This window comes from Desulfosporosinus lacus DSM 15449, assembly GCF_900129935.1.
Classification (GTDB): domain Bacteria; phylum Bacillota; class Desulfitobacteriia; order Desulfitobacteriales; family Desulfitobacteriaceae; genus Desulfosporosinus; species Desulfosporosinus lacus.
The window spans coordinates 74482-96992 of the sequence record NZ_FQXJ01000011.1 but is presented as its reverse complement, the minus strand read 5'-3'; the positions used below and the strand labels follow the sequence as shown (position 1 = coordinate 96992).

Below are 22511 nucleotides of genomic sequence, written 5' to 3'. Positions count from 1 at the left end.
TAAAAAATTGGAAATAGGAACACGAGGGTAAATGAAATGAACGAAGCACTTTTTGACCACGTTGCTACACATTATGATTCCTGGTATGATACTGAGCTCGGATCAGTATCTGATCAAGTTGAACGCCACCTGGCCCAGTCCATGTTTAAGGCACCGGGTCCCAAGGTTCTTGAGATCGGATGTGGTACTGGACAATATACGAGCTGGCTTGTGCAAGAGGGATATGAGGTCACTGCTGTCGATATTTCTGGTGAAATGATGGCTCTGGCCAAAAAGAAACTAGCGGCGATTGAGGTAAACACCGCAAAAGCTAAGCCTGTTTACTGGTGGCATGCTGATATTACAGAAATTCTGGATCAACTTGAAACCTATAATGGGATTTTTTCCATGACCGCCTTTGAATTCGTACCTGAACCGGAAAACGTCTTGAGAAAACTTTTTAGCCGGTTAAAGCCCGGGGGCTGTATGATGATCGGACTCATCGCTGGCATGAGTGCCTGGAGTGAATACTATGGGGAGGCAGCTCGTAACAAGCCCACTTCTGTCTTTGCCCGCGCTGCTCTTTATACCAAAGAGGAAATAGGTTCCTGGCAAATCGGTGTACCTGTGGAGATTGGAGAATGTCTTTTCTTCCCGCCGAATGTTCAAACAACAGCTGAGGCCCTCTCTCTCGAGGACAAAAGAGAAGGAAATCCTGGGTTTGTAGTGGCAAAGTGGGTAAAGGGCTGATGGAATTGCCGAGTCAAAAATAAGGAAGTCCAGTCATACTGGACTTCCTTATTTTATCGATTTAAGTACTTATTAGGTGGAGATGTGTATTTATAGACCCTTTTTTTATCCAGTGTTATAATCATCTTATTTAGATTAACTTAATGAGTATCTATTACACTGAGTAATACTATAAATAATCAAAGAAGGAAAGTAACATTATGGAAAAGTCAAAGCTGATTGAAATGATCAAGAATAATCCTAATGCCATAGCCTATATAACTAATCCTACCGATGAGATAAAGTTATTGGCTGTTAAAAACAATGGACTTACATTAAAATATATAGAAAATCCAACTCAAGAGATGCAAGAATTTGCTATAGACAATAATGGTCGAGCGATTCAATTTATAGATGACCCTACAGAAGATATGATGATAAAAGCGATAAATGATGGATGGGTTAACTTAGAGTATCTTAAAAATCCCAACGAGAAGATAATAAAATTAGCGATCAATCAAGCTGGCTGGGCTATTAAATATGTGAAGAACCCAAGTGAAGACTTGCAATTATTAGCTGTACGAAAAAATTACGATTCAATAAAATTTATCAAAGACCCTTGCGAACGTGTACAAGAAGAGGCTGTAAAAATCACTTATGATGCCTTGAAATATATAAATTCTCCTACACATAATGCAGAGCTTATAGCTATCAAGAATAATGAGCGGGCTATTACCTTTATAAATGATTTAGATAAAAACAAAATCTTAGAATTTTTGAAAGTAAATATTTTAGTGATTAAATATGTTATGAAAGAAATATCTAAAGATGAATTAGAACAAACGTTAAAGGAATCATTATCAAATGAAGATGTTGAAGAAAAATATGTGAGAGATTATTTAAATTGTAGTAATATAGATAAAAATAGCGACATTATGCCAATCGACAAGATCATGTTTATATATAAATATGGAAGTAAAAAGGCAAAAAAAATAGCTGTCGATGAAAAGCTGAAGATGCTATAGGAGTGAGACATCATGAATTTTACAGACACATTAAAAAGTGTTGACTTAGTACTATCGACTGGAGAAGTACCTTTAATCGTTGGGGAAAGCGGAATCGGAAAAACAGCTTTAGCCAAGGAAATTGCTCAAGAAAATCATTGGAGTTTAATTGTAATTAATGGAAATCTCCTTAAAGAAGGTGAAATCGGTGGTCTGCCAACGATAGAGTCTTATGCAGGAGTTAATGATAAAGAAGATCAAGTTGAAAAGAAAGCGACGGTATATGCCGTCCATCATAAGCTAAGGGAAATTGATGAAGAAATATCTCAAGGAAAAACCGTTCTTTTATTTATCGACGAGATCAATCGCTGTGAACATACAGTCCAACAGGAACTTATGAATTTAATTTTAAATCGGGAAATCAATGGCTATAAATTACCTGAAGGTGTAAAAATCTTAGCCGCTATGAATCCTTCCAGTAAATATGGTTCGGATTTTGATTACCAGGTTGTCGATATGGATGCCGCCCAAGAAAATCGATTTGTCTGGTTATCTATGGAGCCAGATTATAATCAGTGGATCGATTGGGCAATAGAGGCCGGAATTGAGCAAAAGGTTGTCGAGTTTATCTCTACTTTCCCCGATTATTTGCATAAGATCAACGAAGATGATCTGAGCGCAACGCCCAGAAGCTATGAGCGAATTTCCAGCAGTTATAAAATTTATAAGGATAAAAAAGATTCCATACCTAGATCCGTGTTTTTAAATGTTATCAAGGGGAATGTCGGGAGATTAATAGCAGAAGAGTTTGTGAGCTTTGTTGAATCAGATTATCGTTCGCTCATATCTTATAAAGATGTTTTTTTAGGAAATTCTCTTCCTGAATCGATCATAGAAAGAGTGAAAAACGAAAGCCATACCAGACTTTATCTATCCGCAAAGAATATTCTCAAAAACTTAGAATCAAATCTATTAAACAATAGTGATAATTCAAGTTTTTATATGGACAGGCTGATTGAGTTTTTAAAAATACATCCTGTAGATTTAAAGATAGGAATCATGAAAGATATTAAAAACAGTTATCCTGAAGTATACAAACATGCCATAGAAAATGAAGCGTTTATCGAATCATATTTTGAATCTTATCGTTTAATAAGGTGATAATCTATGGAAAGTTTTTTTGATAACCAAGTTAAAGAGCTCTATGAAAAAGCGGATATTATCATTAATAATTTCTTAAAATCAAAGCGCAAAGATAAAAATCCCAAGGTAAATATACCCAAAGAGTTTAAAGAAGAGTTTTTTAGCCTTGTAGATCAAGTCAACTTAAGTCTTATGGAAGACAAAGATAATTTCTATGGCTATTTTTTGATGCAAATGTCCCGAGAAATACGATTTGACATCAGCAGTCCTACTGCTGTGAATTTTAAAGGGGCTAAGTATGTTATCTATTTTAATCCCATCATTTTTTTAAATCTTAATATCAAACAAATGGAAAGTACCATTAAACACGAAATTCTCCATATATTATCTAGGCATTTAATCAGAGCTGAAGAATTTAAGGGTGGCTACAGCACATTAGCCATCAATCTGGCCATGAATATCGTCGTCAATACCTATTTAGATCATCTCCCCCCCTATTCTGTTACCTTAGAATGGTTGAATTTAAATTATTCGTTAAACCTCCTGCCCTTTAAACCTTTTGAATATTATGCGGAAGAGATCCAAACCGCCCTGGACTTGCTGGAAGCGGATGAGGATGCAGCCGATGAAAGTGATACAGATGACGCTGATGATAGCAACGATAAAGCCAGGGCTGCTAACGATGCTGCCGCTGATCCTGATCGGGACGAAACAATAGAAACCGAGTATAATCCTGAAAAAGCCCATGACCTTTGGGCAGACTCCAGTGATATCGATGAAAAAACCCTTCAAGAATTTACGGAGAAGTTTATTGATAATGCTCAAAAAGGCAGCGTTCCAAATTATTTAGAAAGTATGATCTCATCCCTTAAAAACAGCAAGGGTGAATTACCTTGGAATTTATATCTTAAGCGGCTGATGGGAACGGTTGAAAGTAATAAAAAGAAGACGATAACCAGACGAAACCGAAGACAGCCCGATAGATTAGATTTAAGAGGTCAACTCAGGAGTCATAAAGCCAGGATTGTTGTTGCCCTGGATATCAGCGGAAGCATCAGTGATCAAGAATTTAATCAAGCCATTAAAGAAGTCCTGGAGATCGTTAAAAATTATAATCATGAAATTACGATTATCGAATGTGACAGTGAAATCAGACGTGTGTATAACGTCAAATCTGTCAAGGATCTAAAAGATCGAAGTAATATCAGCGGGGGCACCAGATTTACCCCGGTTTTTGAGTATGCCAATCATCATAAGGTTAATTTGTTAGTCTATTTTACGGATGGCAAAGGTGAAGAAAAGCTTATGACAATACCCAGAGGGTATAAAACCTTATGGGTTATTTCCGGGAGAGGAGATAAGCTTTCCTTAAATCATTCATATGGGGCAGTCAAAAAGCTTAAAAACATTGAAATAAAAGATGATTCATTAAAAATGAGTGATGTTAAAATAGAAGGATTTTCAATGCAAGACCAGGAAAGTATGGGTATTTGAGGCTCAGTAATCGTCTCCACGTGCCGTGCCTTGACGACAAAAAAGATGCCGCTTGAAGCTGATAGCGAAGGACGATTTTTTAAAATCAAACCAGGGGGTGTCGCAAATTACTTTTAATAGTATTGCGACACCCCCTTTTAATTGTAAGCTATGAGATTGAAGCTAGTCTTTTTTGCTTATCTAGAAACAAAATAAACCAGCAGACTTTGGTAATTATCCGAGTTTGCTGTTAGGCAGCAAATGACTAAAACTTTCAGCAAACTGCATAACAACGGTTTGTACTTCCTCCAACTTTTCCGGCTTTAGCCAAGCAATCATTTTAGGGAAAAACAGCATAATATCATCCTGTGTAAAATTGCCTTCTGTCAGCTTCTTAAAGTTTTCAACAAGTAATTCTTTTGCTTCCTCTACCTTGTCATCTTTTACTCTTTCTAAAATAAAACTTAAAAAATGTTCCTGTTCGTGATTCATATTAACCTCCATTAAGCTTTATACATCCCATAGTATATCACAAATTATTAGTATGTTCACAGCTTGCTCCGCTCCCAGTACGATATACAAAACACCCTCAACCGTCTCAATGTAAAGATCAAACGTTATGAAGATGTAATTATCCCTGTTGAGGACGATCTGAAATTACTGAAATGACAATCATAAGAACCCCCCCCTCAATCGGCGTCAGAAAAAACTGCGCGCTGCGACTGATGGGTTTATACTATACTTTTTCAGCTTTGCCGCCTTGACATACAGCGGTTCATTCCGTCACCACACCCAGCGCCGTTATCAAAACCGTTTACTTTTGAAATGGATGGGATAAACATGGAAGATGCCTGTGATTTAGTTTTTGCAGCATCTGTGTCAGTAAATATGTTATTGCAGCATAGCAGCCCATAATTGCCATATGATCCAATATGAAGCCAACCAGCGAAGGCGTAGCGGTCCAATCGTTAAAACCATGCTGGAGAAGTAATTTTGAGGCAGATAGAATCTCACTCCTCAATTGCCTGCTTTAACGCTGCATTATAGACTTCAATAAAGGACTTTCCTGTATTTTTGGCAATATTTCTGCAGTCTTCATATTCAGGCGCATATTTAACAAAACCGTCTTTGGAAGCCATTTTTACTCTGACATCCCCAAATTTCGTCGATACCTTGATGATTTCTCTGTTCATAATGTATCTTTTGCAGTTGCTTCTTCTTATCCCCAAAGTCGTTGTTTCTCTTAGAATCATAGCGGCAAGCTTCTCTTCATCCTGAATTTCAGCAATTACCGTCAGCATAACCGCAGGGCGGTTCTTTTTCATAAATACGGGGGTATAAAACACATCGAGGGCTCCATTTTCAAACAACCGTTCCATGGTATAACCCATTGCTTCGCCGTTCATATCGTCTATGTTGGTTTCAAGGGTGACTATCTCATCAAGAGTGCCCTTACCCGTCTCATCCATCGTACCCAAAACTAGCCTCAATGCATTGAAGCCGACCGTTTCCCTTTTTCCCATACCATAGCCTACCCTGTCGACAAACATTTGGGGCATATAGCCAAAGCCTGACGACAGGCACTTAATTATTCCCATTCCGGTGGGAGTTACAAGCTCTGTATTGATATCTGTCTGAATCAAAGGTATTCCGCTTCCGGACAGCATTTCCATCACCGCCGGCACGGGAACCGGTATGGAACCATGTTGGCATTTTATAAAGCCATGTCCGTCATAGAGCTTTGAGGCATACACTCTGTCAATTCCGAGCAAGTCCAGACATATGGCTGTACCTACAATATCGACAATGGAGTCGACGGCTCCGACTTCATGGAAATGTACCTCTGCAATGTCTTTATCATGAACTTTGGCTTCAGCCGCGGCGATTTCCCTGAATACCTGTTTACTGAAATCTTTCACTCCTTGGGATAGGTCACTTTCATCAATGAGTCCTTCGATGTCTCCCAAGTTTCGTGCCTGGTGGTTGTGAAAGTGGCTGTGATTTTGTTCGCTACGATGAAAATGATGCTCGTGATCGCAGTTATGCTCATGATTATGGTGATGATGCCCCTGACTATGGTTATCATCGTGGTGACAATGTCCCTGGTGATCCTCTTCGTCATAGGACAGGATTACCTGAACATCCTTACCGGTTATCCCGTTCTTGATGCTTTTCCCTATCACAAGCCTATAGTCTTCAAGGTGAAGCTTGGTAAGCTCCCTCCTGAAGAGCTGTTCATCAATACCCAGGTCCATCAGCGCGCCAAGGGTCATATCCCCGCTGATCCCTGAAAAACAGTCAAAATAAAGTACCTTCATAAAATTCTTCCTCCTGTTTAATCCGGTAAAGCATAATCCAGCGCAAAAAAATCCTTGTCTTACGCTACAATTCATTAATCATACTGGCCAGATAACCGGGTACGTCCTCGATCAGGACATGTCCGTTACAAGCCAAGGAAATAACCACGAACCCAACCGTTTCCCTTTTGCCGATTATCACTTTTTCAATATTATCAACGATTCTATCTAAAGCGTCCGAAGTATTTCTCATTTTGCACCTTTATCTAAAAATTTTTCTTATTACCTGTAGTTACTCCAGGTCAGTACTTTTCATTGCTTAATTGTGGTTAACAATGGCCTGAAAGCCATTTTGACTAGAATTTTAGGAAAAGAAAGGGGCTTCCCTGTTCTACTCAAACGATGCTTGGGGCCTTTATTTTCTGACTAACTTTTCATAGGCTTTCATCACTAATTTTGAAGAATCCTTTTCCGAGACTATTTTTGCGGGAACTCCTGCAACCGTTACATTACTCGGAACGTTTTGATTCACGACGGCGTTTGCCCCAATTGTTACATTATCTCCGATCGTTATCCCTCCGAATATTTTAGCACCGGGACCAATATATACATTGTTCCCGATCGTGGGACACTTTCCATCGAATACTCCAATGTTTACTGCAGAATGAACTCTACAGTTTTTTCCGACTCGTACATCCGGATGTACGACTAAACTTCCCCAATGGGCAATGCTCAGACCGGGCCCAAAAACGTGGCGTGGGATTGTAAATCCGAGATTCGTTGAAAGCTTCATCAGCTTGAATTTGAGTACGGTTAAATAGATTCGGCCCAAAATATCTTTTCTGCAGCTTTCATAGTATTCTGCTTTTCTTAAGGTGCGTTGAAAATGAACTAATGGTCGATTAAAGCGAAACCACCAATGGTATCGAGCTTGATAATGAGCAGCCAAGTCTGCAGCAACATAAAGCTTATAGTCTTCTTTTGAACTAATTATCTGAACTCCCCCACTTCTTATGCCAAATAGAAATTGCTTTACACGTAGAACGCCTCAGTTTTATTAAAGGCCGCGCCTAAGGGGGGCTGATTGATGCCGCTTAAAGCGACTAGGTATTGAGGCAATCCGATCAAGCCCTAGTCTCCTTTTCGGTTACTTTGAAACGTTTAGTTGATAGTTAGCCTCTGATAGCCACCCGTGTTGTAGGAAGTCACGTCCTTGCACACTGACATCGTTCTCTTTAACGTCAACAACTAACCCCTGACTGGTCTCGGAGGAAGCTGGCCACACTCGACTTACAGATGCGCTATTAAACATGGTAAACCTGTCTTTGACAAAAGAATCCGCTGAACCTAATCTGATGTGTAAATGACCGGCGAAGAGAACAACATTCGGTACCGATTGAAGGATTTTAACAAGTTCTTCCTGTTGGACCACTAAGTTGTACTTTCTTTTTGCCTCACTTTGGGAGGAAAATACGGGTTGGTGCAAAAAGACAAAGACAGGTTTTCCGGGGGTGCGGTTCTCGGAGATTTTCGATTTCAACCATGTTAATTGTGTTTCCGAAAGATAGGCAGCATCCCCAATATTAGGATCTGACATTCTCGACTTTTCGGATCCAAGAAAGATGAAATGATAACCGTTAATATAGTGATCCGTATAAACCTTATCTCGTCCGGCAAAGTCTAAAAATCGTTGTATCACCTGGGGATCCGTCTCTTGATTGGGAAATGTATCCGCATTCCAAGCATTGCTGTCCGGATCATGAAAGGCTTTGTAAAATTCGTGATTTCCAATGGTGGGCACTATCGGCGTGGTTTTTCCTGTACTCGTCCGAACGGAACGAAGAATTTCGTTAACCGTTTGATAGTCCTTCGGGGTACCATCGCCAAGATCACCGTTCAATACAACGAGATCAAGTGGTGGTTGTTGATTCATTAGAAGATCTTCTAGGGCCGTTTGAAATTTCATCGGTGCCGTTTCGCTTTGAAGAATATGAATATCACTGATCACCGCAAATCGAACATTGTTTTGACTCGACTTAGATCCATCGTTTGCTTCCGAAGCGGAGGACAATGGAAGCGTTCCCATTAGGGGAATAGTTTCCTTTGTTTCTGAAGACTGAGGTATCTCATGAATGGAGGTAACTACGTCGGATTCTTTGGTTAAAATAGAATTCCCATGATTTTCTTCTAATGAAAAAATTGACTGGACACTTAGACCTAAAAAAAAGCCAGAAATCACAAATAGACCTATAATCCATAACCTTTTAGCTTTGATGTCGATCCCTCGCTTCTGATGTAATGTCATTTATTGAGCATTCTTGCCTCCCTTTATTAGTATAGGCATTGCACTGGGAAAGTGCTTTCAAAATGCTGATAGAGTTTTTTGATTTTCTGACTTTCTGCGACTAAACAAAAAACTTGCCCGTTATAGGGCAACTCAATAAAGCATATTAGCTCAACAGAGTAATACGTGATCCGCTATTCAATTCCGTAGGCAAAGGAAAATTCAACAAAGAAATGATTGACCTGGAGTAAACTCTATGTGTTATGTTATTCTTGGCAATGTCAGTATTTCAAAAAAAACCTCCGTAAAATTGAAAGCTCTTCCCCCCGCTGAATGATAGAATTACAGTAGCTGCGAGTCAGCTGCCGTTTTCCCTGCGGTACTCCATCGGTGTCATTCCGGTATATTTTTTGAACACGGTTGAGAAATAGGAAAAGTTATCGACGCCGACACGGATTGCAATATCGCTGACTGAGGCGTTAGTGTGCAGCAAGCGTTTGGCTTCCTCTATGCGCACTTGGGTTATATAATCGGGAATCGGCATCCCGGCTTCCTTATTGAAGATACGGGAAAGGTAATCTGAGTTGACGAACAGCAGATTGGCCAATTCCTGACGGCTAATATTCTCGCTGTAATGCTCGGCGATGTAAGCTTTAACCTTGTCAGCTAGGGTTTCGCCACGGCTTCTTTCCCGGATAAGCTCAATGGCTTGCCCACTAAACTGATTAATCCATTTAAGCAGGTCAAATATGGAATTGGAGGCGTTACGATAGAGCTGGCGGGCATTTTCGCTCCCAAACAGGGCGCTGGCCTTTATCTCCCAGCTTCTAAGCACCTTATATGTCATCTGCACCAGGTCATGGTGCAAGGCAAACAGGAGTCCGGCATTTACTGTACCGGTGGCTTTTGCTTTATCAAGGAAGTCCTTGACGCTGTTAACCAGCTTGATTTTCTCGCCGATGCTTTTACCCAAAAAGAACTTTTTATCAGCAGGAGGATATAGGCATGATCGTAACCTCTTTTTATTCTTTGGTAGCCGGTATGCACTGTTTTTGATGGGTAAGCCACAGGCCGTCATCGTTTAGTCTTTTTGCTTCTTTCAGCCGAAAGGAAGCTGCCATCGTCGCATTGTCGGTTTGATATTTTCCTGTTTCGAAAAGCGAAACTGACTTTACCGAGTACTCAGCTTCGGGTATGACTACAAGACTGATTTCGTCGATCAGACCTTCTTGCAGAAAGGAACCATTCACAATGCCGCCGCCCTCCAGCAGCAGCTTTTCAATGCCGAAGAGCTGCTTAAGCTTTTGGGCGACAAGGGCGAGGTTCAGCTCGGTTATTCCCCCAAAGAGATAAGAAATACCTTTGGCCTGCAAATGCGCCAGAAAAGCGTCGGAAACGTTTTGGGTCAGCACTTCGATGATATGTGCGCCATTATAGCCGTCGTCCGGATCTGAAATGGCGCGGCCGCTCCACCAAAGTTTTCCCCGAGGGTCGATGGCAACCGCGTAAAAAGCCGCCCGCTCCGCGACATAGTCCACCCGCTCAATGGGTGGATCTTCATACACGGTCGGCGGAACGGGCGGCTGGGGAAAGCTGCCCTCCATCGTCACCCTGCCGCAGAGAAAGCCGTCTGCGCCGTATTCCCTGTGAATTCTGAAGTAGTCCTCAATAAGTTCGCTGTGAGCATCTCTTCCTAAAAAGTCCCCGGTTACCTTTCCGTCCAGCGATGTCACCATGTGGCATATGATATACGGTCTGTCCATGGCACACCTCCTGTTCATTTCAGCTTGTCGTAAGCTTCATCATCCATCGGTTCCAGCCATTCGTTGGAAGCACCTTCGGCAGGAATCTCCACTGCAAGATGGGCGAACCAGCTGTCTTTTGCCGCGCCATGCCAGTGCTTGACCTCAGGTAGGATGTTGACCACATCACCGGGGTGCAGTTCTTGTGGTTCCTCTCCCCATGCCTGATACCAGCCACGCCCCTCGGTGCAGAGCAAAATCTGTCCGCCTTTGTGATGGATATGCCAGTTATTACGGCATCCCGGCTCAAAGGTCACATTAGCAATGGGGCCGCCCTTGTCGGTCAGCGGCTGCAAATAAGCCTGCCCCATAAAGTATTTGGAATACATTTCGGGCAGCGGAGCGCCCGTCTTAAAAAGTTCGTTTCTTTCATTGTTCATTATCTTGTTCTCCTTTACTTGCTTTTTCTGTGATTGACATATTACGCACCTCGTTCACTTTCCCAGACCTGTGAGAAACTCTACCATCTGCGGATCATAGTGGGAGAAGAAAGCGCTTTCCCTCTCGTCCAGCGCGGCAAAAGTAGGCAATCAGAATTTTACTGCTCATAAAAATTCTCCTTTCAGTATTGCTTAGCTTAAAGTACTCTTTAGACTTTTCAATAACAGCGTAGCACTTGGAGTCAACTCCAAGTCAAGAGGTTTTTTATATAATTAAACCTTTTTAAAAAACCAGCCGGCAGAAAGATGATGACGCCCCACCTCGATCATAATGATGATCGGAAAAAGATAAGCTTTTCCCTTGGCCAGTTTCGTAGTTTCTTCCACTTAAACCACCTCCTATTTTCGTAATAATAAAGAATGACTTTTCATGGCGCTATACAACTGATCATTCGACACTGCAAAACTTGAAGATAGGGTAAAAATGAGTTACAGTATAGTCCACCGCTTACAAATGAATATGAAAATGAGCACCAGCGTTCTGAAGGATGTTGGTGCTATTGGCAATATCTTTACGATGGAGGAATACTGATGGAAACCGAATTTATTGAAATACTTGGTGCTAGAGAAAACAATCTGAAAAATGTCAGTTTGAAAATACCCAAAAGGAAGCTGACCATTTTTACTGGAGTTTCGGGTTCTGGAAAATCATCGATTGTTTTTGATACGATAGCACAAGAAGCTGGTAGAGAGTTAAATGAGACATTCAGTAATTTTGTGCGTACCTTTCTTCCGAAGTATGGACGACCAGACGTTGATTCAATCTCTAACTTATCAACCGCCATTGTCGTTGACCAAAAACGGCTTGGGGGGAATTCACGCTCTACACTGGGTACAATTACAGACATTAACTCCTTATTGAGGTTGCTTTTTTCCAGATTGGGTGAGCCAAATATTGGCCTATCCTTTAACTTCTCCTTCAATGACCCACATGGCATGTGTCAAACATGCGAAGGCATCGGACAAATCATGACCTTGGATATAGATAAGGCGTTAAATAGGGAAAAATCATTAAACGATGGCGCAATTTTACTTCCGGGGTTCGGTGTAGGCACTTGGCAATGGAAAATGTATGCCAATCACGGCTTCTTCGACAATGACAAGAAGATCAAGGACTATACTAAAGAAGAGTATGATAAATTGGTTTACGCAAAACCCGAAAAAATTTTGATTAACATCATGGATGGGGAAATGAATTCCACCTACGAGGGACTTATAGAAAGGTTCACTCGCCAAAACATCAAAACAGATCGGGAAAAGTCCCAAGCTAATCAGAAAAAGATTGAAGCCTTTACTTCCATCCAAAAATGTTGTGATTGTAATGGAAAAAGGTATAACGAAATGGCTCTATCCTCGAAAATACACGGATATAACATTTACGATATGACCGCTATGCAAATTGACGAATTAGTTGAGATACTTAAAAAAATAGAGGATAAAACATTTGCTCCAATTGTGCAGAGCATCATTGAACGACTGGAGAACTTAATTCATATCGGACTGGATTATCTGAGCCTGACAAGAGAAACATCGACTTTGTCGGGCGGAGAATCACAGCGTGTCAAAATGGTCAAACACTTATCAAGCAGTTTAACGGACGTTATGTATATTTTCGATGAACCAAGCATAGGGCTTCATTCCAGAGATGTACATAGGCTAAACGAGTTGCTGCTCAAAATCAGAGATAAGGGAAATACCGTCATCGTTGTTGAACATGACCCCGATGTTATGAAAATAGCCGACCATATTGTGGATGTCGGTCCAAAGGCAGGCTCACAGGGCGGAAATATCGTGTTTGAGGGCAATTTTGAGGATTTGAAACAGGCAGATACATTGACAGGAAAGTTTCTAGGAAAAAGGCTTGAACTTAATGAGAATCCAAGGATTAGCCATGAATTTTATGAAACTAAGAAAAGCAGTATCCACAATCTAAAAAACGTGAGCCTGCAGATACCTAAAGGTTTGTTTACGGTAGTCACGGGTGTCGCCGGTTCGGGTAAGAGTACCATAGTCAATGAGGTTTTTATAAAAGAATATACTGAAGCAGTGGTGATTGACCAAAGCGCTGTAAGTGCTAACATTCGTTCTAATTCAGCCACCTATACAGGAATCATGGATTTGATTCGCCAGATATTTGCAGATGAAAATAAGGTGAGCGCTGGGCTATTCAGCTATAACTCCGAGGGTGGTTGCACTAATTGTGGGGGAACGGGATTTATTGAAACCGACCTCTCATTTATGGATTCCATGAAAACTGTTTGCGAAGATTGTGGGGGAAAGCGCTATAAAAAGGACGTTTTAGGTTATCAATACAAGGGCAAAAACATTGTCAACATTATGGAAATGAGCATAACAGAAGCCAATGAGTTTTTTGAGCATAAGGAGATCATGAAAAAACTGAAAAGTATCATTGATGTGGGGCTTCAATATATGACCTTGGGGCAACCGCTGAACACTCTCTCAGGTGGCGAGTGCCAACGATTGAAGCTTGCCAAGGAATTAAACAAAAAAGGCAACATCTATATTATGGACGAACCCACAACAGGGCTTCATATGTCAGACATAACTAATATTCTATCGATTATTGACAGGCTTGTAAAAAAAGGAAACACCGTAGTTGTAATTGAGCATAATCTCGATATAATCAGAAGAGCAGACTGGATTATCGACATGGGACCGGACGGTGGAAACCGAGGTGGCGAGATTCTTTATAGCGGGAACCTGATGGGGTTGAAGGAATGTAATAGGTCTATAACTGGAAAATACATTTAAACTTGGCTTCTATGGTAATCAACTGTCGAGCCCCAATTCACAAATTGTCTCAATAGCAAGTAGATTGAAAATAGAATTTTTTGAATTCAGGCTGGCAATATTTCACAAAAACCTTCAGATAACATATAATAACATCGTGTGTGTTTAGTTTTACGAACACTTTACAAACCGATAATTTAGGTTTAACACTTTTTTGATAGAATGAGTAAAACATGAGCTAATTAAGGAGGTTCTTATGTATTGGCATTTCCATTCTGAACTATTAAAGTTAGGTCAGGAAATTGGGCAGCTATGGGCACCAGAACTGCGTGGTGCTAGTGATGAGGCAACATTCTTTGCCGCCAAAGGAAAGGTCTTGGATATCCTAAACGTGTTATACGGTGAAAAATCGAGAGAGTTCCGAGTGGTCAAACTGACCAGTTCACCTGCCACTGTCGTTAAAGTTGTAAATCATGTTATGCGCAAATCGGACATGAACTCACCCAGTTCTAAGGTTGTCAACCTGTAATTATTCGACCTTCAATAGAAGCATGCATAAGCAAAACAAGATGAGAGGTGATTTTCCTCTCATCTTGTTTTGCTTATGGTTAATTGGGCGATTTCGCTGCTTTTCAAGTCCAGGTCTTTTAGGAGGTCTTTTTTCTCCTGAATGGCCTGTTCTCTGTCCTTGACAGCCTGCTGTAATTCCAATTTGGTCATGCTCTCGACATCATCCTCCGCGATAAACTCATCCCGCTCCTCTTCCGGGATCCCAAGAAGGATGGGCGCCTGGGTGTAGGTCAATTCGTCACTGGTGACGAATTTGGATTACCGTCACTGTCGAGGGAAGCAAGCATTTTCATCCAATACTCTTTTAACCTAGTCTACAGCTTACATATAAAGATTGAGCTTTACACATTATATAAGCAAAACGTGCTAAAAGGAGATGAATTAGTGAAAAAAGATAGACTTGTTGCAGGAGGTATCGCAGGATTTATAGCAAGTATTACTTGTGACATTGTAGGGATTATATATAAATCATTGGGATGGACTGATAGAACTTTCAACGATTACGCAACAATTATACTTACATATCAAGTTTATTCTAAAGAAGGAATTTTTGGTATAATTCTTTCGATGATTAGCCATGCAGCAGTATGTATAATCTTTGGAGTTATTTTTGCTTACATGATAATGTTTACATCTATCAATTATTTATATCTCAAAGGATTAGGGTATAGTTTAGTTATTTGGTTATTACTCAATACATTTGGAACAATACTTAATCTACCTCTATTTAGAAAAATGCCATTAAGCGTCGCATATTCAACACTTTCTACTGCCTTAATATATGGCTTCATGGTTTCTTTGACTTTAAGAATTATCGATAAGAAAATGCATTTACTATAGTAATTGGAGTTTCTTAAACTTTATTTTTTAAATGACATTCCTGACCTACCATCTCTTCTTCTGGCTTTAACATAACAATTGCTAAATCAGCTCACTCACCATTTCTCAGGTAATCCACGCTAAAAATTCTTAGCCTATGTCTCGAAAAAATCGTCCCCTAAACGTGCTCGCAAATGATGATAAAACGTGTTCTTTAGAGTGTCTTCTTTGAGAATAAAGTCATTATTAAAATGCGCGCGCTTGGATTACTCCCATCTGAAAAAGCGAATAGAAACACCAATACATGTCACTGCAAGTGCAATCATCACAATAACGGGCAGCAAGACACTATCGATTCGCAAGTCAAGTGAAGCGGCTTTTAGGGCAGTTCTCGCAAACTTGAATTGCTCCATGTGGAAATCCGTGAAAACCCGATAGCCGTTCGCCTCCCGTTGAGGCTTGGGTATCAGTCCAACCTCCTCATAAAGCCGCACTGTATTGGGATGGATTCCGATGCGATGTGCAATCTCTGCTGTTTTATAGGTATTCATTCAATCAGATCCCCTCCGATCTTTTACCTATTATTGCATTCGGCAAAAGTCTGGTGTTAATATGGAGGGTTCTAATCATAACCGACGATGATAAATTTCTTAACCATATTTTGAAGATCTTTCGCTGCATCATTCATCTGCAGAGCGTTAACGGCCATTTCTTCCATCGAGGAGGTTTGCTCTTCCGTAGCTGCTGAAGCCTCTTGGGTAGAAGCAGCGCTCTCTTCCGCTACTTCAGCAATGCTGTTCATCGTCTGTACCATGTTTTTGACTTCCCGGCCAAGCCCCAGCGCAGCGAAGGAGATGCTGCCCGTTTCCGTCATAACCTTCTCGACGGCTCCTTGGATATCGCGAAGGGAATCTTGTGTTTCATTTACTGCTGATTCCTGAGCGCTCACGGCTTGGCTAGCCAGCAGTACCTCCTCCTCGGTTTCAAAAATCCCTTTCAAAATTTCCTGGATCAGACCGGCAATTTCCCGGGTAGCAACCGTGGACTTTTCCGCCAGTTTGCGCACTTCTTCGGCGACGACTGAGAAACCCTTTCCCTGCTCCCCTGCTCTGGCCGCCTCAATGGCCGCATTCAAGGCCAAGAGATTGGTTCGGGAGGCAATATCGTTGATAACATTGACAATCTGTCCGATTTCATCTGATTTATTGGCCAAAGCATTGATTTTATTGACCACGCCCGTTGAAGCTTTTTTGTTTTTTTCCATGGCATCAAATTGGGTAGCAATGGCCTGGAATCCTGTTTCCATTGTTTTATGGGTTTCCCCGCTGACCTTAGCCAGATGTCCGGTACTATTTTTTATCGCTGTTATTGCCTTATTGATTGCTTCAATCATATCTGTTCCTTGTTTTACGGACAAAGCCTGGGTATTGGCACCTTCGGCCAAACGAGAGATGGTTAGGGCAATCTCTTCAGCAGCCTTACTGGTCTGATCAGCATTAGCCGCCATCTGCTCTGAAAAAGCACTTACTTGGCCTGTCGAGTTCCCAACACTTTTAACCAATCCTTGCATTTCATCTACAAACAGGTTAAAGTACTTGCCCAATTCACCAAGTTCGTCTTTAGATTGCTCCTGAACTCTTATGGTAAGATCTCCTTTTCCTTCGGCTGCCCCTTTCAGAATAGCCAGTACCCCAGCGAGGGGCTTGATGACCAATCTCCTGACAATCAAAGCCATTGCAAGAATAAGGAAAACAGCTAAGACTACAGAAACCATCCCTATTCTTTTTGTTGTTTCCCCAATCAGGCTGTTGATTAGTCCTGTATTATCTCCGATGAACATCATACCGACAATTTTATTGTCTACATCAACAATGGGCGAGTAAACAGCGCTGTAGTCGGTGCCCCTAATATTGGATTGGCCATAATATATTTGTCCTTTCTTTAACACATCCTCGGTTATTTGCTGGTTTTCCAGTTTAGTTCCAATAATCCGCTCCCCTTTTTCATCCAGAAAAGTAGTCATTACCCTCTTCTCGCCAATGAAAACAGTAATTTCCGAATCAAACAATTTCTTAAACCTGTCAACAAAGGCTTCGCTGCCAAATGTATAACCTGTGGAAATAACTCCGATAATGTCACCGTTAGCATTTCTAAGAGGAGAACCCGCCCGGATAAAAAGCCCGGCTTCTTTTCCTTCTTCGATCCCAACACTTTTTTCTCCCCGAAGGGCCATCTGAATATTGATTTGACCGGCAATACTGTCCCCGAATTTCTCCGGTTCATGAGCCCTGACTAAAACCTTGCCTTCTAAGTCCGTAATCAGAAAATAGTCCAGTCCGAAAGACTCCATTGCCAATTGTCCGAGATCAATAGCCGTCTTGCGGTCGCCCACCTGATAGGCCTGGAGCAGATTGGCGGAACTTTCAAACCAGCCTGCTGCATTCAAGGCCTTTTCTTTCATCATGTCTGTTTCTGACTGAAAAGCATCTGCTTTTTTGTTTAAATTCTCCTGATAAAACCCGGAAAGGTTTTCCTTGATGCTCCCATGAATGCTGTATCCCAGAAGAAAAACCGCTACGGCCATGACGAGAACCACGGGGATAATAATTTTTTTACTTAAACTCATGTCGCGACTCCTTATCTGCACTCCAATACTTCAAAGCCTAGAAAGCCGCCCTGCAGGCGGCTATACCTTTCTAAGTCACAATGTTATTCCAGCAAGTGAACTCTTTTTTCATTCTCTTGTCTCCTTCCAATCCTTTCAATTGCCTGAAATACTGTCCACGTTGATTCATTCGCAGAGGGCTAGGTGCCTTTTAATCTAAACAGTTATGTGTAATAATTGATTATGATTATCAATTTCATTAGCAAGTAAATATTAACACTTGGTTTTTGTTCTTGTCAATATGTTTTTTTCCAATTTGACACAAACTAAAGCTGTAATGTTTATTAGCGTTCCTATGAGTTCATTGAAAAATATAGTATGCTGTAAAACTGTTCTAAAGAGTAAAAAGCACCTGCTTAATTTTGCAGATGCTTCCAAATACTCATTCAAAACCAACTAATGCTACATTTACCTATAAGGATGAGCTATTTGATTGATAGGTAGTAAAATATCTTACAATTAATTTCATAAGTCAATCTACCTATTATACCTCAATGTCGGAGATAATTACCTCGGGCTTTTCTCAATGGTTAACTATTCAGGCTTAACATATACACATATTTTTAGATTTAAGCATTTATACTAGAGTGTATTAAATAGAAGAGATGGTTAATAATAATGATTTATATTATCATTAGACTCACTAATTTTACGATCTGGATTATCGCTGGATACATATGGGGAGATTGGAGGAATTGGTCTAAGTATTACTCTACAATTTTAATCTTTAGTTCTGGCAATATAGTTTATAACCTTGTTTCTAACGAGTATACGTTGTGGGATTATACACCAACTTTCGTTAATTCATCAGTTATTTCTCTAGTCATGGCATTAACTGTATTCCCGTCAACAGTTCTAATATTTATCTATCATTACCCGAATTATCGATCACGTATAATCAAATGCATTTATATTTTTTCTTGGTCAGTACTTTACACTCTTATAGAATTAATATTTAATTTACTTGGACTAATTTACTATGAGCATGGATGGAATCTAAAATGGTCTTTTTGTTTCAATATGCTCACTTTTCCTTTGCTATTACTCCACTGGCGCAAGCCTCCACTAGCATGGTTAGGAATAGTCGTATTAGGTATATCCTTAATTTTTCTATTTAATATTCCTTTACGCTATGTTGAGTAAACATTCGATCCTTTATTCACTATATGAGTCAATTTCATAATGTTTAGTCTAGCCATCGACATGTATGCAGATTATCACGTGACAGGCCGTTTATGTAGCACGGAAGAAATATCCTTATTTCTTAACCCGATAGAATTTCTAATAGCAACTTATGCAAACAGCCTGGGCATATATTCTTTAATAACGGAAAACATAAAACCATTAATGATAAGCCAGCTAGTGACTTTTATGAAAGAGGTTAATGTAACTTGGATGTTTCTCAAGCGCTACAAACCTATGAGTTTATCCGTATTTCTCTGCTTGAGCTAAATATAAAGATAATTGAGCTGTGGTTCAAATACATGATATTTACATGGAGATGGTGGCTTAATGTCGGGGCAACTTTGATTCCATGGATTGTCTGGATTATCTTAAGGAAAAAGGAAAGTACTGACAGACTGCTGTATGCGGGTGTCCTCGGGGCCGGCATTGCAGGTTTGTTAGATGGAATTGGCGTGGAATATGGTATATGGGATTATCGTTACAAGTTAGAACCATTAATCCCTGGCTTTTTTCCGTTTGACTTTAGCTTGTTTCCTGTTGCAGTCATGCTATCGCTTCAATACCTGCCAAAACTTAACCCTATAATTAAGGCTGTTGCATTTTCCGCTTTTAGTTCTTTTATAGTTGAGCCATTTTGGGTTAGTTTACAAATCTATCACCATAAATCTTGGAAGCACTATTACTCTTTTCCTGTGTTAGTGGTAATTTACTTAATTATTTACTATGTAGCTTTTAGAAGGTCTAAATTTGAACCTTTGTAGTTACCCTCTAAACTATTTGATTTTAGCTTTACAGAATACGGGGTATTTTGCGTGGATGTTTTTCAAGTAATGCAATCCTATGATGCTCTCCGAACTTCAGCAATTGAACTTCACTTCAAATTAATAGATTTATGGTATTACGACTTTCTCTCCAATAGGAGATGGTGGGTCAACCTAGGCATATTGATCATTCCCTGGATTGTATGGATTTATTTAAGGAAAAAGGAAAGCACTGATAGGCTTTTATATGGTGGTATTGTCGCAATTGGCATAACATCTACATTAGACGGAATTGGAGTGGAATATGGATTATGGAATTATCACTATAATGTAGACCCTTTAATTCCGCCATTTCTTCCCTTTGACCTAAGTTTATTTCCGGTAGCAATTATGTTATCACTACAGTATAAACCGAAATTCAACCCCATAATTAAGGCAATAATTTTTTCCTTAATTATTTCATTTATAATTCAACCAATTGCAGTGAAGTTACTCATCTTTAATCCTAAACTTTTCAACACCTTTTATTTCGTTCCTATACATATTATAGTTTACTTAATAATTTATTATGTAACTTATAAGAGATCTAATTTTGAATCGTTGACTAAATAGATTTTGAAGGTGTGCACTTCTAATCCACTTGAAGATTGCTGCTCCCGCTTTCCGGTAAATTCCAATTGATACCTTGATGATACTTGAGTTTTTGTCCAATAAACTGACTTTTTAAATGACAGGAAGGGATTTACATTGTTGTGGGTGAATCTCTTATTGGATGCATACAATATTTAGAGGCACAAAGAACTTCCTATTATAAAACATGATTCTGGATATACATGTGCAGCTATTAAAGAAATAAGAAAGTGGGAATGTGTAATGAGTGAAGATCAGAAATGCCCTATATGCCCGAAATGCGAGAAGGAGTATGATAATGGGAATTCTATAGAAGAAATTAATGTCTGTCCAAATTGCGAAGCGATGGAAACGCTAAAAATTTACGCAAAGCACCTAGTCCAGGAAAAATAATATTAAACTGATCATTTCGCCAGTTGACTAAATGCTTATGAATAGCCCCTTTATAAAGGCTCTCTTGATTACTTTTCGGCGGTAATTTTAGATTGTATCTGGGAGAGCCTTTGTTTGCTTTGCTATGTATCCAGGCTTAAGGGTGAGACAAGCTCATACCAGGCATGTCCAACAAATCGACAGCGCTGTCGATTTGTTGGACATGCCTGGTATCTATAAGAACGTTGCCCTTAGATTCGGCGCTGGTTGTGAAATACCAGCTCGAGCTGACACCCGCCGGCGCCCCGGTGTTCAGACAGAAAGACCTGAGTGGTGTGAAGCACGACGCTACGAAAGAAGACCTCTATGATGTGGCTGAGGCATTTTCAGTCGTTTCGGTCTTTCTAGGCCGAGTGAATCGCTTCATTAGCCCAGTCATCGAGTCCTTTCAAGGTGGCTTCATGGGTTTGCTTGCAAATTTCCGGCAATTCCCCGCCCCATGCTTTTTCGGCAGCCTTATAACCTTTTTCTATTGCATCTCTTAATAAAGCTGCCTTGGAGGGATCTCCACCCGAAAGAGCTTTGGCAAATTCGATGGCCCTTTCCGAAGTCTGCTTTACACCCCAAAAACCGTCTTCGGAAATTTCCTGTTGCGCATTTAGGCGAGTTGAATCATCTACCTCTAGATTTTGATAAAAATCCTTTAGTTCCCCATCATATTTTTTCATAATTTGATCATAGCTTAGGCCCTTGCCTTCGCCTGTTTTCAGACTCTGCATAGTGATAAGGTTTTCAACTATTTCTCGCAAATTACTCATTTTTGCATCAACTTGCCTGCTGATTTCGCTCAGTGTTGCCGAATCTCTGGTATACGTTATCTTCGTTTTGTTGGTCGTTTGTTCTGATGTCTCATATACAGCGGCTTCTGTGACTGGAATTACTTGCGTCGTATCAGCGGCAGCCACTTTGGAAGTATGCTCACTATCAATAACTTTTACCGCGTTGGTGATCCCACTTTGTGCCGAAGTTGGTACTGGATTAATTGCCATAATAATTCCCCCCATTCTCACATAGATCCTTTTATTATATATCGTCATTTTTGATAAAAACTTAATACTACTAAATTTTTACTCCAATATTTTGTGTCCCAGCTTTTTTAGAGCACGGACCCAATCCCTTGTGCCCTGCAGGTAATTTCTGATTACAGCCATGTATATGGGTTCTATGGCTGTAATCAAAAGCGTAAAACAGAGGATAATGAAAAGTAATCCAGGGGTTATACGGGTATGAAAAAGCTTATTTGGAGATAATAAATTTTTCTTTGCCTTAGTATTGATTAGAGTATTGATGATAGTTCCCCCTATGAACAGAAAGGGAAGCAATGATTGGCGGATCATTGCTTCCCTTTTAGCGTCATTATGCAAATATCTCCCATATATATAGCGGAGCCCTAAGCGTAAACACAAGACACGCCAACAGGATTGTAGACATCACATTATAATATCTTTAAAATAATATTTATTTGAAAATTTTTATAATAACAATTATAATTAAGAATCATACATATTAACTCCGCAAAGACTAAAGCATAACCCTTCAAGAAAGGA

General features: G+C 40.1%; 22 protein-coding genes and 1 pseudogene. 11 read left to right on the top strand and 12 right to left on the bottom strand.

Going from position 1 to position 22511, the window contains the following annotated elements; all coding sequences use genetic code 11:
* The first annotated feature begins 36 nt into the window (after positions 1-36).
* The 4 genes from BUB11_RS15605 (at position 37) to BUB11_RS15590 (ending at position 4349) form a co-directional block, all read left to right on the top strand.
* Positions 37-729, top strand: a complete 693-nt coding sequence (locus tag BUB11_RS15605; RefSeq protein ID WP_073030682.1) for a class I SAM-dependent methyltransferase — start codon at positions 37-39, stop codon at positions 727-729.
* A gap of 200 nt (positions 730-929) precedes the next feature.
* Entirely contained in the window at positions 930-1733 is an 804-nt protein-coding gene (locus BUB11_RS15600) for a hypothetical protein (RefSeq protein WP_073030681.1), read from the top strand.
* 12 nt (positions 1734-1745) lie between these two features.
* Positions 1746-2873, top strand: coding sequence for an ATP-binding protein (locus tag BUB11_RS15595; protein ID WP_073030680.1), 1128 nt, complete (start codon positions 1746-1748; stop codon positions 2871-2873).
* Positions 2874-2879: 6 nt separating this feature from the next.
* The gene (locus BUB11_RS15590; protein WP_073030679.1) at positions 2880-4349 is read left to right on the top strand and encodes a vWA domain-containing protein; all 1470 of its coding nucleotides are present in this window, start codon (positions 2880-2882) and stop codon (positions 4347-4349) included.
* 213 nt (positions 4350-4562) lie between these two features.
* Here BUB11_RS15590 and BUB11_RS15585 read toward each other — a convergent pair whose 3' ends face one another.
* From BUB11_RS15585 to BUB11_RS15555, 8 genes are all read right to left on the bottom strand, one after another.
* Positions 4563-4820, bottom strand: coding sequence for a hypothetical protein (locus BUB11_RS15585; RefSeq protein ID WP_084110326.1), 258 nt, complete (start codon positions 4818-4820; stop codon positions 4563-4565).
* Between the two features lie 518 nt (positions 4821-5338).
* A complete protein-coding gene (gene larC / locus BUB11_RS15580) occupies positions 5339-6646 on the bottom strand; it encodes a nickel pincer cofactor biosynthesis protein LarC (protein ID WP_073030677.1) in 1308 nt (435 codons plus the stop codon).
* A 64-nt stretch (positions 6647-6710) separates the two neighbouring features.
* Complete coding sequence (locus BUB11_RS27590) at positions 6711-6878, bottom strand: hypothetical protein (RefSeq protein WP_159436944.1); 168 nt, start codon at positions 6876-6878, stop codon at positions 6711-6713.
* Positions 6879-7040: 162 nt separating this feature from the next.
* Positions 7041-7574, bottom strand: a complete 534-nt coding sequence (locus BUB11_RS15575) for a serine acetyltransferase (protein WP_242947564.1) — start codon at positions 7572-7574, stop codon at positions 7041-7043.
* Between the two features lie 198 nt (positions 7575-7772).
* Complete coding sequence (locus tag BUB11_RS15570; RefSeq protein ID WP_084110324.1) at positions 7773-8930, bottom strand: metallophosphoesterase family protein; 1158 nt, start codon at positions 8928-8930, stop codon at positions 7773-7775.
* A 337-nt stretch (positions 8931-9267) separates the two neighbouring features.
* Positions 9268-9882, bottom strand: coding sequence for a helix-turn-helix transcriptional regulator (locus tag BUB11_RS15565; RefSeq protein ID WP_073030675.1), 615 nt, complete (start codon positions 9880-9882; stop codon positions 9268-9270).
* A gap of 49 nt (positions 9883-9931) precedes the next feature.
* Complete coding sequence (locus tag BUB11_RS15560) at positions 9932-10672, bottom strand: dihydrofolate reductase family protein (protein WP_073030674.1); 741 nt, start codon at positions 10670-10672, stop codon at positions 9932-9934.
* 14 nt (positions 10673-10686) lie between these two features.
* Positions 10687-11091: a cupin domain-containing protein gene (locus BUB11_RS15555; protein WP_073030673.1), complete on the bottom strand. Its 405-nt coding sequence runs from the start codon at positions 11089-11091 to the stop codon at positions 10687-10689.
* Between the two features lie 591 nt (positions 11092-11682).
* Between BUB11_RS15555 and BUB11_RS15550 the strand changes: the two genes are divergently transcribed.
* Together BUB11_RS15550 and BUB11_RS15545 are read left to right on the top strand one after the other, a co-directional pair.
* Entirely contained in the window at positions 11683-13923 is a 2241-nt protein-coding gene (locus BUB11_RS15550; RefSeq protein WP_073030672.1) for an ATP-binding cassette domain-containing protein, read from the top strand.
* Between the two features lie 235 nt (positions 13924-14158).
* Positions 14159-14431, top strand: coding sequence for a hypothetical protein (locus BUB11_RS15545; protein ID WP_073030671.1), 273 nt, complete (start codon positions 14159-14161; stop codon positions 14429-14431).
* A 59-nt stretch (positions 14432-14490) separates the two neighbouring features.
* Here the strand turns inward: BUB11_RS15545 and BUB11_RS15540 are convergent, their stop codons facing one another.
* Complete coding sequence (locus BUB11_RS15540) at positions 14491-14706, bottom strand: DUF3102 domain-containing protein (protein WP_242947563.1); 216 nt, start codon at positions 14704-14706, stop codon at positions 14491-14493.
* A 150-nt stretch (positions 14707-14856) separates the two neighbouring features.
* On the opposite strand from BUB11_RS15540, the gene BUB11_RS15535 reads away from it, so the two are divergent.
* A complete protein-coding gene (locus BUB11_RS15535) occupies positions 14857-15312 on the top strand; it encodes a hypothetical protein (protein WP_073030670.1) in 456 nt (151 codons plus the stop codon).
* A 245-nt stretch (positions 15313-15557) separates the two neighbouring features.
* Here BUB11_RS15535 and BUB11_RS29100 read toward each other — a convergent pair whose 3' ends face one another.
* Together BUB11_RS29100 and BUB11_RS15525 are read right to left on the bottom strand one after the other, a co-directional pair.
* Positions 15558-15842 (bottom strand): MerR family DNA-binding transcriptional regulator, encoded by a 285-nt coding sequence (locus tag BUB11_RS29100; protein WP_427846318.1) that lies wholly within the window; start codon positions 15840-15842, stop codon positions 15558-15560.
* 71 nt (positions 15843-15913) lie between these two features.
* Entirely contained in the window at positions 15914-17917 is a 2004-nt protein-coding gene (locus BUB11_RS15525; protein ID WP_073030669.1) for a methyl-accepting chemotaxis protein, read from the bottom strand.
* 657 nt (positions 17918-18574) lie between these two features.
* Here BUB11_RS15525 and BUB11_RS29095 point away from each other — a divergent pair.
* The 4 genes and pseudogenes from BUB11_RS29095 to BUB11_RS28305 all read left to right on the top strand — a co-directional run.
* A complete protein-coding gene (locus BUB11_RS29095) occupies positions 18575-19099 on the top strand; it encodes a CBO0543 family protein (protein WP_073030668.1) in 525 nt (174 codons plus the stop codon).
* A gap of 248 nt (positions 19100-19347) precedes the next feature.
* A complete protein-coding gene (locus BUB11_RS15515) occupies positions 19348-19902 on the top strand; it encodes a CBO0543 family protein (RefSeq protein ID WP_073030667.1) in 555 nt (184 codons plus the stop codon).
* Between the two features lie 69 nt (positions 19903-19971).
* Positions 19972-20514, top strand: a complete 543-nt coding sequence (locus BUB11_RS29090; protein WP_073030738.1) for a CBO0543 family protein — start codon at positions 19972-19974, stop codon at positions 20512-20514.
* A gap of 575 nt (positions 20515-21089) precedes the next feature.
* Positions 21090-21233 (top strand): annotated as a pseudogene (locus BUB11_RS28305) (DUF1659 domain-containing protein); the annotation flags it as partial.
* Between the two features lie 75 nt (positions 21234-21308).
* Here BUB11_RS28305 and BUB11_RS28300 read toward each other — a convergent pair.
* Complete coding sequence (locus tag BUB11_RS28300) at positions 21309-21953, bottom strand: hypothetical protein (protein ID WP_073030665.1); 645 nt, start codon at positions 21951-21953, stop codon at positions 21309-21311.
* Positions 21954-22511 lie beyond the last annotated feature (558 nt).